The organism is Frigoribacterium sp. CFBP 13712 (assembly GCF_014842255.1).
Taxonomy (GTDB): Bacteria; Actinomycetota; Actinomycetes; order Actinomycetales; family Microbacteriaceae; genus Frigoribacterium.
On sequence record NZ_JACYVH010000006.1, the window covers coordinates 1 to 15423 of the forward strand.

Annotated in this window: 13 protein-coding genes and 3 tRNA genes; 11 read left to right on the forward strand and 5 right to left on the reverse strand. The window is 72.2% G+C overall.

The window, feature by feature from the left end; translation table 11 throughout:
* Positions 1-58: 58 nt before the first annotated feature.
* On the reverse strand, positions 59-901 hold the full coding sequence (locus IFT51_RS11015; RefSeq protein WP_192061140.1) for a hypothetical protein: 843 nt from the start codon (positions 899-901) through the stop codon (positions 59-61).
* A gap of 74 nt (positions 902-975) precedes the next feature.
* Between IFT51_RS11015 and IFT51_RS15375 the strand changes: the two genes are divergently transcribed.
* The gene (locus IFT51_RS15375) at positions 976-1104 is read left to right on the forward strand and encodes a hypothetical protein (RefSeq protein WP_256415657.1); all 129 of its coding nucleotides are present in this window, start codon (positions 976-978) and stop codon (positions 1102-1104) included.
* Between the two features lie 320 nt (positions 1105-1424).
* Here IFT51_RS15375 and IFT51_RS11020 read toward each other — a convergent pair whose 3' ends face one another.
* Positions 1425-2729, reverse strand: a complete 1305-nt coding sequence (locus IFT51_RS11020; protein WP_192061141.1) for a M23 family metallopeptidase — start codon at positions 2727-2729, stop codon at positions 1425-1427.
* A gap of 234 nt (positions 2730-2963) precedes the next feature.
* On the opposite strand from IFT51_RS11020, the gene IFT51_RS11025 reads away from it, so the two are divergent.
* The 4 genes from IFT51_RS11025 to IFT51_RS11040 all read left to right on the forward strand — a co-directional run bounded on the left by IFT51_RS11025 (position 2964) and on the right by IFT51_RS11040 (position 4973).
* A tRNA-Glu gene (locus tag IFT51_RS11025) sits at positions 2964-3036 on the forward strand.
* 49 nt (positions 3037-3085) lie between these two features.
* Positions 3086-3162: transfer RNA gene (locus IFT51_RS11030), tRNA-Asp, on the forward strand.
* A 78-nt stretch (positions 3163-3240) separates the two neighbouring features.
* A tRNA-Phe gene (locus IFT51_RS11035) sits at positions 3241-3313 on the forward strand.
* Between the two features lie 136 nt (positions 3314-3449).
* On the forward strand, positions 3450-4973 hold the full coding sequence (locus IFT51_RS11040; RefSeq protein WP_192061142.1) for a glycosyltransferase family 39 protein: 1524 nt from the start codon (positions 3450-3452) through the stop codon (positions 4971-4973).
* Between the two features lie 37 nt (positions 4974-5010).
* Here the strand turns inward: IFT51_RS11040 and ddaH are convergent, their stop codons facing one another.
* On the reverse strand, positions 5011-5865 hold the full coding sequence (gene ddaH, locus IFT51_RS11045; RefSeq protein WP_371740776.1) for a dimethylargininase: 855 nt from the start codon (positions 5863-5865) through the stop codon (positions 5011-5013).
* A gap of 124 nt (positions 5866-5989) precedes the next feature.
* On the opposite strand from ddaH, the gene IFT51_RS11050 reads away from it, so the two are divergent.
* Positions 5990-6427, forward strand: a complete 438-nt coding sequence (locus IFT51_RS11050; RefSeq protein WP_192061143.1) for an Lrp/AsnC family transcriptional regulator — start codon at positions 5990-5992, stop codon at positions 6425-6427.
* A gap of 375 nt (positions 6428-6802) precedes the next feature.
* On the opposite strand, the gene IFT51_RS11055 is transcribed toward IFT51_RS11050, so the two are convergent.
* Positions 6803-10351 (reverse strand): proline dehydrogenase family protein, encoded by a 3549-nt coding sequence (locus IFT51_RS11055; RefSeq protein WP_192061144.1) that lies wholly within the window; start codon positions 10349-10351, stop codon positions 6803-6805.
* 41 nt (positions 10352-10392) lie between these two features.
* Here IFT51_RS11055 and IFT51_RS11060 point away from each other — a divergent pair, with 41 nt between their 5' ends.
* Entirely contained in the window at positions 10393-10878 is a 486-nt protein-coding gene (locus IFT51_RS11060) for a MarR family winged helix-turn-helix transcriptional regulator (RefSeq protein WP_192061145.1), read from the forward strand.
* Positions 10879-10921: 43 nt separating this feature from the next.
* On the opposite strand, the gene IFT51_RS11065 is transcribed toward IFT51_RS11060, so the two are convergent.
* Entirely contained in the window at positions 10922-11869 is a 948-nt protein-coding gene (locus IFT51_RS11065) for a DNA-3-methyladenine glycosylase (RefSeq protein WP_192061146.1), read from the reverse strand.
* A gap of 92 nt (positions 11870-11961) precedes the next feature.
* Between IFT51_RS11065 and IFT51_RS15635 the strand changes: the two genes are divergently transcribed.
* From IFT51_RS15635 to nhaA, 4 genes are all read left to right on the forward strand, one after another.
* Positions 11962-12510 (forward strand): helix-turn-helix domain-containing protein, encoded by a 549-nt coding sequence (locus IFT51_RS15635; RefSeq protein WP_192061147.1) that lies wholly within the window; start codon positions 11962-11964, stop codon positions 12508-12510.
* Entirely contained in the window at positions 12507-13781 is a 1275-nt protein-coding gene (locus IFT51_RS11075; RefSeq protein ID WP_192061148.1) for an MFS transporter, read from the forward strand. The genes IFT51_RS15635 and IFT51_RS11075 overlap by 4 nt, the downstream gene beginning before the upstream one ends.
* A 41-nt stretch (positions 13782-13822) precedes the next feature.
* A complete protein-coding gene (locus IFT51_RS11080; protein ID WP_192061149.1) occupies positions 13823-13993 on the forward strand; it encodes a hypothetical protein in 171 nt (56 codons plus the stop codon).
* Between the two features lie 66 nt (positions 13994-14059).
* A complete protein-coding gene (gene nhaA / locus IFT51_RS11085; RefSeq protein WP_192061150.1) occupies positions 14060-15337 on the forward strand; it encodes a Na+/H+ antiporter NhaA in 1278 nt (425 codons plus the stop codon).
* The last annotated feature ends 86 nt before the right edge of the window (positions 15338-15423 follow it).

The window sequence follows — 15423 nt, forward strand, 5'->3', positions numbered from 1 at the left end:
CGTTGACAACTGCAAGCAGACCGACGACATGGCAATCCCACTGCTGAGCCATGGTGCGCTATTGCATCGAGTTCGGATGATGTTGACGGAGATCCGCGAGGCCCGCTGAGTAGACGAAGCCTGGATTCACGAGCTGCGTTGCACGAGCCAGAGCAGTGACTGTGAACCTAATCTCGTAACCGCCGTTCCTCCATCTCTCGTGTTTCACCTGGCTGATCATTCCGTGGGAGTACGCGGGATCTGCCGTGATCGGGTAGATCACTCCATCGGCGTCTTTGTGATCAACGACCTGCGTCAGCGTGTGCCCGTCGAGCTCATATCGTGTTGGGACTTCGGTCCCGGCCGCGTCGAGTGCCCAGGCTGGTGTGAAACCACCGATGAGGACTCCCAGCCTTGTCTCAAGGAAGATCAGGCCGCCGTCCTCGCGCACGACAGTTCCCTCCGGGAGTTCCAGGTCGTAGTCGAAGCGCTCGGGAGCTTCCGGGCCGTCCAGGATTGTCGCGATCTGCAGGGTCCCGTCTTCTTTGACGGCTGTCGTCGTCCTCGTTCCGTTGAAGTTCTCGGATGCAGTCACGCCGTCCTGGACCATAAATGCTGAGGACGAGTCGCTTTCAAAGGGGCGCCCGATACCCACGGTCGCGACGTCAGATTCGATGCGGATACTCTCGTTGCCGGCGCGCGGAACGGCAACAGTCACGTCATCGAGTTCGAGAAGCATCGACATTTCCGTCGTGGCGCTTGCCTCGGTCGTCGTCTCCGCCAGAACGTGCCTATCTTCCTCGACGGTCGCCCGGGCCACCTGGTTCAAGATTGAGCGAACGTCACGGACGGAACCGGAGTCGTCAGCTTGCGCAGCACCCGCAGTGACCACCAGCGCGGAGATCGTGATGAGGCCGATCAACGAGCTTGACCTTCGTGCAGACATAGGTAAACCTTTCGTTTGCAATAACAGTTGATCGAAAGGTAGCCCTAGTCGTGTTTCGAAGCAAGACCGTCGTCGCGATCTGCGTTGGCATCGTTCTCATCCTCGGGGTACTCGTCTGGATCCAGATGACCGGCGCTCTGGCCATCTTCTTCGACCCTGAACCGGAGTTGGATCTTTGAATCTCTGCCTTTCACCCCCACAGGCTCGCTGACCAGGCTGACGCGCGGGGGTCGGCTGAGCGCGCCGACCTCTCTGCATCCGAAAACCCGACGGATCTTGCAATCGAGGAGTTCATCAACCGGGCGACAGCTGGCCTTGCGCCCATCTGACTTAACGAAGACGTGTGCCGCTTCCAGAAGCTCGCTCTCTGGGCGCTGATAAGCGAGAACCTGGGCCGGTAGCGCTCGACAACTAGTTGGACCGGTGGACGTCGAAGTCCGCACTCGTTGCAGCCGCATCCAACACACAAGGAGCGCTGCTCGGAGACAGCGTCTGCCCGCTACAGCGTGATGCCGCGCTGCGCCATGAAGGCGACCGGGTTGGCGGCCGTGCCGTTGATGCGGGTCTCGAAGTGCAGGTGGCAGCCCGTCGAGTTGCCGGTCGAGCCGACGTGCCCGATCTGCTGGCCGAGCGCGACCCGCTGGCCGACGCCGACCATGATGCCGCCGTCGGGCTGGTGTCCATAGGCCGTCGTGATGCCGTTGCCGTGGTCGATCAGCACGTAGTTGCCGTAGCCGCCGTACCAGCCGGCGTAGACGACGGTGCCCGCCGTGGCGGCGAAGATCGGGGTGTTGCAGGCGGCGGCCAGGTCGGTGCCCGCGTGCAGGATGTAGGCGCCGGTGACCGGGTTCACGCGCATGCCGAAGCCGCTCACGACGTTCCCGCCCGACGGGCGCGTCCAGCCGAAGCTCGACGTGACGCCCACCGGGGTGCCCGAGGTCGGGCTGCCGAGACGGGCGGCGCGGGCCGCAGCCTCGGCCTCCTTCTTCTTGCGCTCAGCCTCGCCCTTCTCGAACTGGGCCTGTGTGGTGTCCGCGTTCGTCTTGAGCGAGACGAGCTGCGCCTGGAGGCGGGCGCCGTTCTCCTGCTGCTCGGCGAGCGAGTCGGCGGCGGCCCGGGCCGCCTCGTTGGCGACCTCGAGCGCGGCCTGCGCCTTCGCGGCCAACTCGCCCAGCGCCTCCTCGGCCACTGCGGCCTGGTCGGTCAGCGACTGCGCCGTGTTGCGATCCTGTGTGGCCTGCGAGTAGATGCCGTCGGCCTGCTCGGTCAGCTTGGTCATCGCGCCGAGCTTGTAGAGCAGCTCGCCCGCGTCGCCCGGGTCGGCGATCAGGGTGCCGGTCATGTCGTTGCCGTTGCCGCCCGAGCGGCCGAGCTGCGCGGCGAGCTGCCCCGCGCGCTCCTCACTGGCGGCGGCCACGGTCGCCGCCGAGTCGGCCTGATCGCGCAGCTGCTGCGTCTTGAACTGCGCTTCGTCGAAGGCGGTCTGCGCCTTCTGCAGGATGTCGCCCTTCTTCTTCGCGTCGGCGTTCTTGCGGTCGAGGTCCTTCGTCATCTGGTCGAGGATCTCCTCGAGCCGCTTGATCTCGGCGACCTTCGCGGCCTCGTCGCCGCGTGCCTTCTCCACGTCCGCCCACGACGGGTAGCTCGCCGCCTGAGCCGAGTCGACGGGACCGCCCGTCACGCCGACGCCCACGCCCGCGACCAGAGCGAGGGCGACGACCACGGCGGTCGCCCGACGACGGCGACGGGTCGAGGCAGCGGGGCGCGACGCACCGGAGCGGCCGAGGAGGCGGAAGAGACTCATGCAGGATCGATTCGTTCGAGAACGGGGTGACGCCGCCTGCGGCCCCTCAGACCTTCAAGCGCAGGTCGAAACTAACGGCGCCCGACCCGTCCGGGGGGTGACACGCCGGAGCGACGTCGCGGTCGGCGGTCGGAGACGCCGGCCGCGCACGGGCGATCGCCGACCACGTTTTGCATTAACGCCGCCTGGTCCGTATGCTCGTCTCTCGGTTGCTCTGTGCTCTTCGGAACACACGGCCCCATCGTTTAGTGGCCTAGGACACCGCCCTTTCACGGCGGCAGCACGGGTTCGAATCCCGTTGGGGTCACTGGTTCGGCAACGATCCAGAGTCCGGTTAGTATAAGTAGCAATTGTTTGGCCCTGTAGCGCAGTTGGTTAGCGCGCCGCCCTGTCACGGCGGAGGTCGCCGGTTCAAGTCCGGTCAGGGTCGCCAAGGCGAGTTTCTCGTCTGGAGGGCCAGTCCCTCCCGGTGGGCCAGAGAGTCGAAGCACCTGTTCGATCAGGCCCCCACGGCTGGGTAGCTCAGTTGGTAGAGCGTTCGACTGAAAATCGAAAGGTCCACGGATCGATGCCGTGTCCAGCCACTCAAGGTCCCGTCTCGGCGGGGCCTGTCGTCTTTAAGCCGGGTATCGGGTCGCTGCCGGGTATCGGATCACTGCCGGGTCACGGATCACTGCCGGTCCTCGGGCGCGGTCGTCGCGCCGGCCGCTGCGAGGTCGCGTGAGCATCGGCCACGACCCCGGCGTCGCGCATCCGCGCCACCGCTGGCTCGACCCGCTGCTGGCCGGTCTCCTGGCGTTCGTGGTCGCCGGTGTCGGCAGCTGGATCCCCTCGTACTGGAGCGACGAGGCGACCACCCTGATCGCCGCCCGCATGCCGCTGCCCGACCTGATCGCGTTCCTGGGTCAGCGCGACGCGGTGCACAGCGTCTACTACCTGATGATGCACGCCTGGATCGGCCTGATGGGCGAGAGCGAGTTCGCCACGCGCCTCCCGGGGGTGCTGTTCACCGGTCTCGGGGCCGCGGGCGTGCTCGTGCTGGTCCGCATGCTGACCAGCCGCATGACGGCCGTGCTCGCCGCCGTCGTCTACGCGGTGCTGCCGCGCCTCACGCTCGAGGCCATCGAGGCCCGGCCGTACGCCCTCACCGCCGCCCTCGCCGTCTGGGTCACCGTGCTGGTGCTCGTCGCGTCGCGGCGTCAGAGCTGGTGGTGGTGGCTCGCGTACGGCGCGGGTCTCGCCGCGTCCATCGCGACGTTCGTCCCGCTCGCCCTGATGGTCGTGGTGCACGGCGTGTTCCTCGCGTTGGCACCGGCTCAGCGCCGACGTCGGGGAGCCCGCCACCGCCTCCTCGGCTGGTCGCTCTCGACCGGGGCCGCGCTGCTGGCGACGGCGCCGATGATCGGCACGGTGCTGAGCGAGCGCAACCGGCTGCTCGGCTCGGACGACCCCTCGACCGGGGCCGACATCACATGGTGGACGGTGCTGGTCGAGCCGTGGTTCGCGACGTCGATCGCGTACGCGGTGATCGGCCTGGTGCTGCTCATCCTGCTCGGCACGCGGTTGCGCGACCGGGCACGGACCCCGGGCAGCATCGTGCTGCTCGGAGCCCTATGGGTCGTGCTGCCGGTGGGTCTGCTGCTGATCGCCGGTCTCGCGCTCGAACCGGTCTTCCAGGCGCGCCTCGTCGTGTTCGCGGCGCCGGGCATGTGCCTGCTGCTGAGCGTGGCGATCACGGGGTTCCGGCGCCGATGGGTCAGCATCGCGCTGATCGCCCTGCTCGTCGTCGCCTCCGCCCCGACCTGGGTGCTGCAGCGGCAGCCGACGGGCAAGGGCGGTGCGGCCGACCTGCGTCAGATCGCGGGCTACATCGAGCAGCAGGCCCGGCCCGGCGACGCGTTCGTGCTCGACGCCTCTGGCACGGTGTCGACCCGGCCCCGCCAGGCGTTCTACGCGTACCCCGACCGGTTCGACGGGCTCGACGACGTCGCGTTCGTCCGCTCGGGCGCCGCCGAGGGCCGCTTCACCGACGTGACCCTCGGCCTCGACGACGAGACGCAGCGCGCCGAGCTGCAGGAGCGCCTCACCGACGTCGACCGCCTGTGGATCGCGCGGCTGCAGATCGATGCGCTCGACGACCCCGACCTGAACACCCTCGGCGGCTTCGGCTACGACCTCGCGCAAGAGCACCGCACGGGTCGCAGCGTCGTCTACCTGTTCGTCCGCCCCGACGGTCGCGGCTGAGCGGCGACCGCCGAGGAGGCGCGGGTCGGGTCGACCGTCAGCGTCGCAGATCGAGGGTGCAGCACTTCACCCCGCCGCCGCCCAGCAGCAGCTCGGAGAGGTCGACGCCGATCGGGTTGTAACCCCGCTCGCGCAGCTGACGCTCGAAGCCCGTCGCCCGGGCGGCGATGACGACGTTGTAGCCGTCGCTGTACGAGTTGAGCCCCAGGATGGCGGCGTCCTCCTCGTCGACGAGGATCGCGTCCGGGAACCGCTCGCGCAGCACCTCGAGCGAGGCCGCGTCGAAGGCGCTCTCGAGGTAGGCGATGTTCTGGCCGCCCTCGACGGGCTCGGGGTCGAGCACCGCGATGGCCGTGTCGAGGTGGTAGAACGCGGGGTTCACGAGGGTGAGCCCGACGACCTCGCGACCGAAGACCCGCGCGACCTCGTCGTGCGAGCGGGTCGATGTGCGGAACCCGGTGCCGGCCAGCACGACGTCGCCGACGAGGAGCAGGTCGCCCTCGCCCTCGTTGATCTCGTCGGGCACGGCGACGTCGAAGCCGGCCTCGCGGAACCAGTCCATGTAGGCGGGGCCCTCGGGCTGGCGCTCGGGGTAGGTGAACAGGGCGCCGTAGGCCTTGCCGTCGACGACGAATCCGCCGTTCGCCGCGTAGACCATGTCGGGCAGGCCGTCGATCGGGTCGATCAGGTGCACGTCGTGACCGAGGCCGACGTAGGTGTCGTAGAGCACCTGCCACTGGGCCACCGCCTTCGCGGTGTCGGTGGGCGCCGCGGGGTCCATCCACGGGTTGATCTTGTAGCTCACGGTGAAGTGGTCGGGTCGGCACATCAGCACCGTGCGCGGGGTGGCTCGACGGGTGATCGGGGGCTGGGGGTCTCCGGCGGTGTCCACGGAGTCGCTCGTGATGCTCACGGGTGCCAGTGTCACACGCACCGGGCGCAGGAGGCCGGGCTGCGACGCAACGAATGTGCGTTATGGGCCTGGATCACGCAACTAGTTGCCGTAGGGTCTCGGGGTGGACAATCTCGACTTCGGCATCATCGACCTGCTGCGCCAGAACGCCCGCGCCGGCTACGGCGACATCGGGGCGTCGGTGGGGCTGAGCGCCTCGGCGGTGAAGCGACGTGTCGACCGCCTCGTCGCGGACGGCGTCATCAAGGGCTTCACGGTGCAGGTCGACCCGACGGTGGACGGCCTGGGCACCGAGGCGTACGTCGAGCTGTTCTGCCGAGGCACCGTGTCGCCGCAGGAGCTGCAGCGGATCCTCAGCACGGTGCCCGAGGTCGTCGACGCCGGCACCGTCACGGGCAGCGCCGACGCCATCGTGCACATGCGCAGCCGCGACATCCCGTCGCTCGAGGAGGCGCTCGAACGCGTCCGCAACGCCCCGAACGTCGATCACACCCGCAGCGCGATCGTCCTGTCGAAGCTGATCAGCCGCCACCCCGCCTGAGCGTCGCACGTGCCGCGCGCCGGGTCCGTGGTCAGAAAGCGCCCTTCACGAGGCCAGGAAAGACGACTACTGACCACCGAGCCCGGCCTCGCCCCGCGCGCAACGAGTCGAGTGGTCAGAAGATGCTCTTCGCGAGGCCACCAAGGACATCTTCTGACCACTCGAGGCGCGAGCTCGCCTGACCTCACGTGACCGAGCGCCGCGCGTCGCGTGGCGTCGAGTGGTCAGAAAGCGCCCTTCGCAAACCCACGAAGGGCGACTACTGACCCCCGAGCGCGGGCGGGGGCGCGGGCGCAGGCGCGGGCGCGGGCACGGGCTAGCGCGCGAGCGCGGGCTCGAGCGCAGGCCCGCCCGGCGCCCGCACCCGCACCCGCGTCAGAGCCGCAGGTCGCGGAGGGCCGCCTCGGGCCGCCCGTCGCGGTGGGCCGCCACCGTGACCGTCTGCTCGTGCACGAAGGGGAGCAGCTCGACCCGGCCCTCGTCGGTGACCTCGCCCGTCCAGATGGCGACGTCGGCGCTGTGCCCGACGGCGGACGAGAGCTCCGTCCGCCCCCGGCCGACGAGGCGGATGCGCAGCCCGCGGTAGTCGGCCACACGACGGCGCTGGGCGGCGGAGGGCGTCATGCCGAGCTCGATCGCGGGGTCATCGACGTCGTCGATCTGCTGCAGCGACCCGACGGCCGCACGGTCGAAGAAGGCCTCGTCGCTCTCGACGATCACCGCCCCTACCTCGACAGGCGACTGCGGAGACGTGATCAGCAGATGGAGCGCCGCGGGCAGGGGCAGAGCGGTGCTGAGGTCGATGCGCGCCCCCGCCCGAGTGGCTGCGGCGATGAGACGGACGAGGTCGACGGGGTCGCCGCCCGACGCGAGCCGCAGCACGACCGACGCGGGGCGGTGACGCAGCACCGTGCGCTCGACCTCGAGGCCGCCGAGGGCCCGCGAGGCGCCGAAGACGTCTCGCCAGGCGCGTTCATCGCTGCGGGCCGCCGCGCGGATGCGGTCGAACTCGTCGAACGAGAGGTTCGCACGGGCGGCCTCGATCAGGCGGACAACCGGCTCGGAGACGCCGTCGAGCTGCAACGACTTCTCGAGCGACCGGGCCGCTCTCGACCAGGCGCCCTGCGCGATGACGGTGTGCGCGCCTCCTGCGGCGGTGGTCCGCCCGACCGACGCGCGACGGCGCCCGCCCGAGGGGCTCCGACCCGCCCGGGGTGCGGCGACGGCGCGGTTGACCACGAGCGAGCCGACGTCGAGGGCCTCGAGCCACTGCTCGACCTCGTCGACGTCGAGCGAATGCAACCCGGCCGTCGACGAGCGCTCGAGCGCGCTCTGGAGGTCGACCGCCTCGGCGAAGGTGTCGACGTGCACGAGTCCGAGCGCGGGCCCGCCCGGCATGGGGCGGGTGAAGGCGCCGCCCGGGCGCACGCCGTCTCGGATGCCGGGCCGCCAGAGCACGCCGTCGTCGTCGAGTCGTTCGGGCGCGACGAGCCAGGATTCTCCGGGGTCGAGCTCGGTGAGGGCGGCGAGCAGCGGCCCCTCGGCGGAAGCGATCAGCGGCCCGACGTCGGTGGTGGCGGCGTCCGGCCGGCCGACCCGCAGCGCGGCGACGGCGTCGACCAGACGACGACGGAAGCCCGCGGCCCGCGACCTCGACCCCACGACGACCACGAGCCGGGCGGCCCAGGGCGCCTGACCGGCGTGGGCGAACGCGCCGGCCACGACGTCGACGGCCGCTCGGTCGAGGTCGGCGGTCTCGGCGACGACGACGGAGTTGAGCCCGGGCGTCTCGGCCCAGAGCTCGCGGTCGCCCCGGAACGAGCGGACGCCCGCCGCGGTCTCGAACGGGCCGTGCAGCACGACGCGGTCGACGGCCGGGTGCACGAGCAGATCGTGCGCCAGCCCGAGGTCGTCGACGATCGCCGTCGCGACGAGTTCGGCGGGCACGCCTGCCGAGCGGAGCAGGTCGGCGACCACCGAGGCCGTGCGGCACGCCTCGAGCGCGGGGCGGACGACGACGCCGCTGCCCGCCGCGAGCGCCGCGGACACCGAGCCGACCAGGGTCGAGACGGCGGAGTCGGCCGTCGGCACGACGACGGTGAGCCGAGGAGGCGCGTAGCGGGCCCCGCGGACGTCGCCCAGACCGCGGGCGAGAACCGCGTGCCACCGGGCGGCGTCGACCGCCGCGCCGACGTCGAGGGCCGCCTCGCTGAGCGTCGAACCCGTCTCGCTGATCAGGACCTCGATCAGGCGGGCCCGGTGGGAGTCGAGCCGGGCGGCGACGGCGTCGAGCAGGGCGGCGCGCTCGGCGTGGTCGCGGCGACCCCAGGCGACTCCGGCCTGGACGGTGCGGGCGACGGTCTCCTCGAGCCGACTGTGATCGGGCACCCGGGCGCCGTCGATCTGCGCGAGACCGAGCTCGGACGTCTGCGCGGCGACGAGGATGCGCCGGCCCCATGCCCGGGCGAGGTCGAGCGCCGGGTCGGCGTCGGGGGTGTTGACGAACCCGGTGCCCGACTCGACGCCGGAGGTCGGATCAGCGGGCCCACCCTCCGCGGTGTCGCCGCCGGGCGCGCCCTCGGTCCCCGCCGCGGCGTCGACGCCGGCAGCGACCGCGGCCGCGACCGACCGACGGTAGGCGGCGACCTCGCGCTCGAACCCGGGCCCGTCGGCCGGGTCGACGCCGACGGGGCCGCCGATGAGCCCCCGCACCAGTCCGCCGATCGCGGCGTCGAACTCCTCCGGCGGTGCGACGGGCGTGTACATCGCCATGCCGCCGACCTCGGCGGCGACCGCGCGGGTCTGCGCCGGCGCCAGCCCGTGCACGGCCTCGAAGACGACGTGGGGTACGACGTCGCGCTGCTGCGCGAGGGTCCAGGCGTGGGCGAGGTCGAGCAGGCTGTGCGTCGCGACGCCGACGTGCGCCACCGCGGCGTTCTCGGGTCGCAGGGCGTGGTCGAGCAGACGCCGGTACGACGCGTCGGTCGCGGCCTTCGTGGGCAGGGTCGGCGCGGGCCGCGCGTGACGGGACGCGTCGACGGCCTCGGCGGCGAGGTTCGCGCCCTTGACGAGTCGGATGCGGATCGGGGCCCCGCCGTCGGCGACCCGCTGCCGCGCCCAGTCGGTGAGCAGCTCGAGCGTCGCCAGGGCGTCGGGCAGGTAGGCCTGCAGCGCGATCCCGGCCTCGAGGCGCCTGAGCGAGGGCTGGTCGAGAAGGCGCGTGAAGACGTCGACGGTCAGGTCGAGTTCGCCGCGCCGCCCCATGTCGAGGTCGATCAGCGTCGGCACCCGGCCGGCGAGCGCGAGCTCGTACACCGGGGTCAGCCGGGCGACCAGGGCCGAGGCGGTCTCGTCGAGGGCCCACGGGCCGAAGGGGCCGCCGACGTCGCGCAGCGAGACCGACACGTGGTGCACGTCGTCGCGGGCGACCAGGTCGTGCAGCCGCGCGAGGCGGCGGTCGGCCCCGGCCGGGCCGATGACGGGCTCGCCGAGCGGGGCGAGGTTCGTCCGCGAGCCGCCGGACGCGAGGGCGGACAGGTGCGCGCCGAGCTTGTCGGGGCTCTCGTCGACGACGAGGTGCTCGACCAGGCGCCGGAACGCCCGGCGGGCGACGGGCATCACGGCGCGCGGCGCCAGGGGGCCGAACCCACCCCCGGTCGAGACGGCGGCCCGCAGGTGCCAGGGCAGGGAGTCGGGCATCGCCCGGCTGAGCTGGTCGAGACGACGCGCCGCGACGGCGTGGTCGTCGACGAGCACGACGCCGTCGACGAACGCGGCCGTGAACTCGAGGCCCTCGGCGTCTCGGACGACGCGGGCGAGACGGGTCGCCGACGCCTCGGCCGGGGCGTCTCTCGCGGCCCGGCGCCACCGACCGGCGGTCTCGACGGTCTGCTGCGTGAGGTCGGCGGCGTTCACATCGGACATGGCCCGAGGATATGCCGGACCACCGTCTCTACACTGGGCGAATGGCCCACGAACTGACCGACGACGAGTGGGCCGTCTGGGATGCGTTCTACGCCATGCGCCGACGTCTCGATCGCGCGCTCGAGCTCCGACTGCACACGCAGTCGGGCGTGTCGGCGGCCGAGTACGAGATCCTGGTGGGGCTCGGTCGCAGTGCCGACCGGCGCCTCCGGGTCCGTGACATCGCCGAGCAGATCGGCTGGGAGAAGAGCCGGGTCAGCCATCAGGTCACGCGGATGGAGCGCCGCGACCTCGTGCGCCGCTCGGACTGCTCGACGGACGGCCGGGGCACCTGGGTCGAGCTCACCGCCGACGGCCGCCGGGCCATGCTGACGGCGACCCGCGGTCACACCGCCGCCATCGGCGAGTACTTCGTCGCGGCCCTCGGCTCGGATGCGGCGGCGCTGCACTCGTTCTCCCATCGGGTGCTCGACGCGATCGGCGGCGACGCGTCGCCCGACGCGCCGACGGGCCGCCCGGCGGCCTGAGCCGCCGCCTCCGCGCGCCCGGCTCCGCGCGCCTGTCGGGGCGTCAGTGGAACCGGTGGTCCTGGATGGTCATCCGCGGGCCGAACTTCGGCTTCGAGAACCCGCTGGCCGAGATGAGCCGCATGACCCGCTCGCGGTGACCGCGCCACGGTTCGAGCAGTTCGAGCATGCCGTCGTCGTCGACCGGTCGCCCGATCAGGGCCCAGCCGACGAGGGCCGGGAGGTGGTAGTCGCCGACGCTCGGGCTGTCGGCGTCGCCGTGGGCCCGCTGCATAGTCTCGGCGGCCGTCCACACGCCGATCCCCGGGATCGATCGCAGCCTCCTCTCGACCTCCGGTCCGCCGCGACCGAGCGCCAGCGTCCTCTCGAGCGACGGCGCGACGGCGCAGACCCGCATCACGGTGTCGGATCGCTGGGGGCCCACCCCGGCGCGGTGCCACTCCCAGCTCGGGATCCGCCGCCACCCCGCGGCGTCGGGCGGCACGACGAGCCCGTCGGGCGCGGGCCCGGGCGCCGGCTCGCCGTGTCGGCGCACGAGGTCGCGCCAGGCCCGCCAGGCCTCGCGACTCGTCACCTTCTGCTCGAGCACGGCGGGTACGAGCATCTGCACGACCTGGTTGGTGCGCGTCAGGCGGAGGCCGGGGAGGCGGTGGCGGGCATCGCGCAGGAACGCGTTGTCGGCGACGTCGAGACCCGACCAGTCGTCTCCGCGACCGAGCATCTCGGGGACGGCCTCGACGACCCAGTCGGCGCCCGGGCCCCAGGCGTGGGCGCGGATGCCGTCGGTCGTCGACTCGAGGCGGAGCGTCGCGGGGCCGGTCGGCGCCCGCACGGCACGCCACAGGGCGCCGCCGACCACCCGGAACGCGGGGTCGCCCGAACCGCGTGACAGCGGTCGGAGCGTCGCCCGCACGTCGACGTGCTCGCTCGGACGGTACGTCGTCTCGATCGGAGCCCCGGCCTCGTCGGGCGTCAGGGCGGGATCGGGCATGCGGCGATGGTAGACGCCGCCCCCGTCACCCGCAGCGACCGACCCCCAAAGAGGCATTTGACGGTCGGCGTCGCGGGCTCCAGGGTTGGCCTGTGTCCGCACTCGACGAACTCCGCGCGACGGCCCACCCGATCCGCCTGCGCCTCCTCTCCCTCCTCACCGGCGCCGCGATGAGCGCCGCCGAGGCCGGGCGCGAACTCGGCCTGTCGCAGGCGACCGCGAGCTACCACCTCCGGGTGCTCGAGCGCGTCGGTCTGATCGAGGTCGTCGAGCTGGTGCGGATCCGCGGCGGTGAGGCGAAGCGCTATCGGCACGTCTCGTCGGCCCGGCCGTTCGACCCGAGCCCCGACCCCCGCGACCCGTCCTCCCCCGGCGCGTCCCGACCCGACGATCAGGAGGAGCGCGCCCAGTACATCGAGGCCCTGATCGACGAGCTCCGCCGACGATCCGGCCGTCGCGCCGTCGGGCCCCAGCTGTCGACCGACGCCGAGCTCTGGGTCGACGACGAGACGTGGCAGCGCGTGGTCCGCCACGTCGGCCAGGCCTCGGCCCTGCTGCACGCCCGGGCGCGACCGCCGCGCACGCCCGGCACGAGCCCCGTGTCGATGACGGCTGCGCTGTTCGCCCTGAGGCGACCGTGACCGCGGACCGAGGAGGCGCCTCCTCGGCCTCCGGAGACGTCCCGACCCGAGGCGGTCCCCTCGCGCACCCCTCGTTCCGCTGGCTGCTCGCCGCACGAACGACCGGCATCCTCGGCAACGCGGTCGCCCCGATCGCCCTGGCCTTCGCCGTGCTCGACCTCACCGGGTCGGCGGCCGATCTCGGGCTCGTCGTCGCGGCGCGCTCCGTGGCCAACGTCGCCGTGCTGCTGTTCGGGGGCGTGATCGCCGATCGTCTGCCCCGCGACGTCGTGCTGGTCGGCGCCTCGCTGGCGGCGGCCGCGACGCAGGCCGTCGTCGCGGCCCTCGTGATCACCGGCACGGCGACCATCCCGACCCTCGTCGTGATGAGCGTGCTGAACGGCGCGGTCGCGGCCGTCAGCCTGCCGGCGGCCGCGGCGCTCGTGCCCGAGACGGTGCCGACCGACCTCCTCCGCCCGGCGAACGCCCTGCTGAGACTCGGGCTCAACGGCGGGAGCATCGTCGGCGCCTCGGCCGGGGCGGGTCTCGTCGCGGTGATCGGGCCGGGCTGGGGTCTCGCAGTCGATGCGGCGGGCTTCGCCCTCGCCGGCGCCCTGTACACCCGGCTGCGACTGCCCCGCCGACCCCGGGCGGCACCCGAGGCGGGGCGGAGCCCGTCGGTGCTCGGCGATCTGCGCGACGGCTGGCAGGAGTTCACGCGGCGCTCGTGGGTGTGGATCGTGGTCGCCCAGTTCGCCGTCCTGAACGCCGCGTTCGTGGGCGCCACGACCGTGCTCGGCCCCGTGGTCGCCGACGACTCGTTCGGGCGCGGCGCCTGGGGCCTCGTGATCGCCGCCCAGACCGGCGGCCTGGCCCTGGGCGCGCTGATCGCCCTGCGCTGGCGACCCCGGCGGGGGCTGGCCGTCGGGGTCGGCCTCATGGCCGTGACCGCGGTGCCGGTCGCGACCCTCGGACTCGCTCCGCAGCTGCCCGCCCTGATCGCCGCCTTCGCCCTCGGCGGCATCGCCCTCGAGATCTTCGCGATCACCTGGGACCAGTCGCTGCAGAGCCGGATCCCGCGCGAGGCGCTCGCCCGGGTCTACTCGTACGACATGGTCGGCTCGTTCGTCGCGATCCCGCTCGGCGAGGTCCTGGTCGGCCCGGCGGCCCACGTGTTCGGCACGCCGTCGACGCTCGTGGCATGCGCCGTCGTCATCGTCGCGGCGAGCGCCGCGGCCCTCGCGGCGCCGAGCGTGCGGCGGCTGACCCTGGATGACACCGGTGGGCGATAGGCCTCGGCGAGCATCGCACCGGACGAAGTACCCTGGAGACCATGAGCCACGCCCGGATCCGACACGTGCGACGTCGCGTGACGGTCCGTGCGCAGTCGTTCCCGAAGGCCCGCGTGCTGACGAAGCGCACGTGCGGCACGAACGGGTGGATGAGCCTGTGGGGCAGCAACGCCCACGGCGAGATAGCCGGCTGCCCGCCGCCACGGCGCTGAGACCGCCCGACCTCCAGGCCGGGTGACACGCATCCCGTTCTCGCTCCACCGACCCCGAGGTCACGCATGTCCGACGCTCCGTCCACCCATCCCTCCCCCCAGCAGGCCCCGGGAGGCGCATCCCGCGCGCAGCGCATCTCGCGTTTCGTCAGCCGCGACACCACGGGCGGGCTGCTGCTGCTCGTGGCCACCGTGCTCGCACTCGTCATCGCCAACAGCCCGGCCGGCGGCTTCTACTCGGAGGTCCGGGACCTCCGCTTCGGCCCCGAGGCGCTCCACCTGAACCTCAGCGTGGGCACCTGGGCCGCGGACGGCCTGCTGGCGATCTTCTTCTTCGTCGTCGGCCTCGAGCTCAAGCAGGAGTTCGTGGCGGGTTCGCTCCGCGACCCGAAGGTCGCCGCCCTCCCGATCGCGGCGGCCGTCGGCGGCGTCATCCTGCCCGCCGTCATCTTCACGCTGATCAACCTGAACGCCGGGCCGGACGCCCTGCAGGGCTGGGCCATCCCGGCGGCGACCGACATCGCCTTCGCCGTCGCGGTGATCGCCGTCGTCGGCAAGAACCTCCCACCCGCTCTGCGGACGTTCCTCCTCACGCTCGCCGTCGTCGACGACCTCATCGCGATCACGATCATCGCCGTGTTCTACACGGCCGGCATCGCCTTCGTCCCGCTCCTGCTCGCGGTCCTGCCGCTGATCGCGTTCGCGGTGCTCGTGCGCCGCGGGGTGCGCTCGTGGTGGCTGCTGATCCCCCTCGGCGTCACCGCGTGGGCCCTCGTGCACGCCTCGGGTGTGCACGCCACCATCGCCGGCGTCGTCCTGGGCCTCCTGGTGCCCGCTATCGCGACGAAACGGGCCGGCGTCACGCACGTCACCGCCGACGGCCGAGAGGAGCGCCACCCGCTGACGCACCACTTCGCCGAGCGCTGGAGCCCGATCTCGTCGGGTCTGGCCGTGCCGATCTTCGCGTTCTTCTCGGCCGGTGTCTCGGTGGGCGGCGTCAGCGGCCTCACCGAGTCGCTGACGGACAGCGTCGCCCTCGGGATCATCGTCGCCCTGGTCGTCGGCAAGTCGATCGGGATCACCGGCGCGTCGCTCCTCGTGACGCGCCTGCCGGGCATCCGGCTCGACCCGAGCCTCCGCTGGCCCGACGTGCTGGGGCTGTCGTTCGTCGCCGGGATCGGGTTCACGGTGTCGCTCCTCGTCGGCGAGCTCGCCTACGGCACCGGCAGCGCGCAGGACGACGTGGTGAAGGTCGGCGTGCTGGTGGGCTCTCTGGTGGCCGCGTTGATCGGCGCGGGCATCCTCGTCGTGCGCGGCCGCTGGCACGCCCGGCAGCCCGGCTGAGGCCGGGCGGACCCCGCCGAGCCCCCTCGGCCGGCGCGGTCCGCCGACACCGGCATATCGGGTCTGGCTTAAAAGAATGACAGCTG

What these genes read in the sequence shown, in the direction of transcription:
- IFT51_RS11020 (WP_192061141.1), bottom strand. Translation starts at nt 2,729, where the DNA reads ATGAGTCTCTTCCGCCTCCTCGGCCGCTCCGGTGCGTCGCGCCCCGCT.
- IFT51_RS11055 (WP_192061144.1), bottom strand. Translation starts at nt 10,351, where the DNA reads ATGTCCGATGTGAACGCCGCCGACCTCACGCAGCAGACCGTCGAGACC.
- IFT51_RS11060 (WP_192061145.1), top strand. Translation starts at nt 10,393, where the DNA reads ATGGCCCACGAACTGACCGACGACGAGTGGGCCGTCTGGGATGCGTTC.
- IFT51_RS11065 (WP_192061146.1), bottom strand. Translation starts at nt 11,869, where the DNA reads ATGCCCGATCCCGCCCTGACGCCCGACGAGGCCGGGGCTCCGATCGAG.
- IFT51_RS11080 (WP_192061149.1), top strand. Translation starts at nt 13,823, where the DNA reads ATGAGCCACGCCCGGATCCGACACGTGCGACGTCGCGTGACGGTCCGT.
- nhaA (WP_192061150.1), top strand. Translation starts at nt 14,060, where the DNA reads ATGTCCGACGCTCCGTCCACCCATCCCTCCCCCCAGCAGGCCCCGGGA.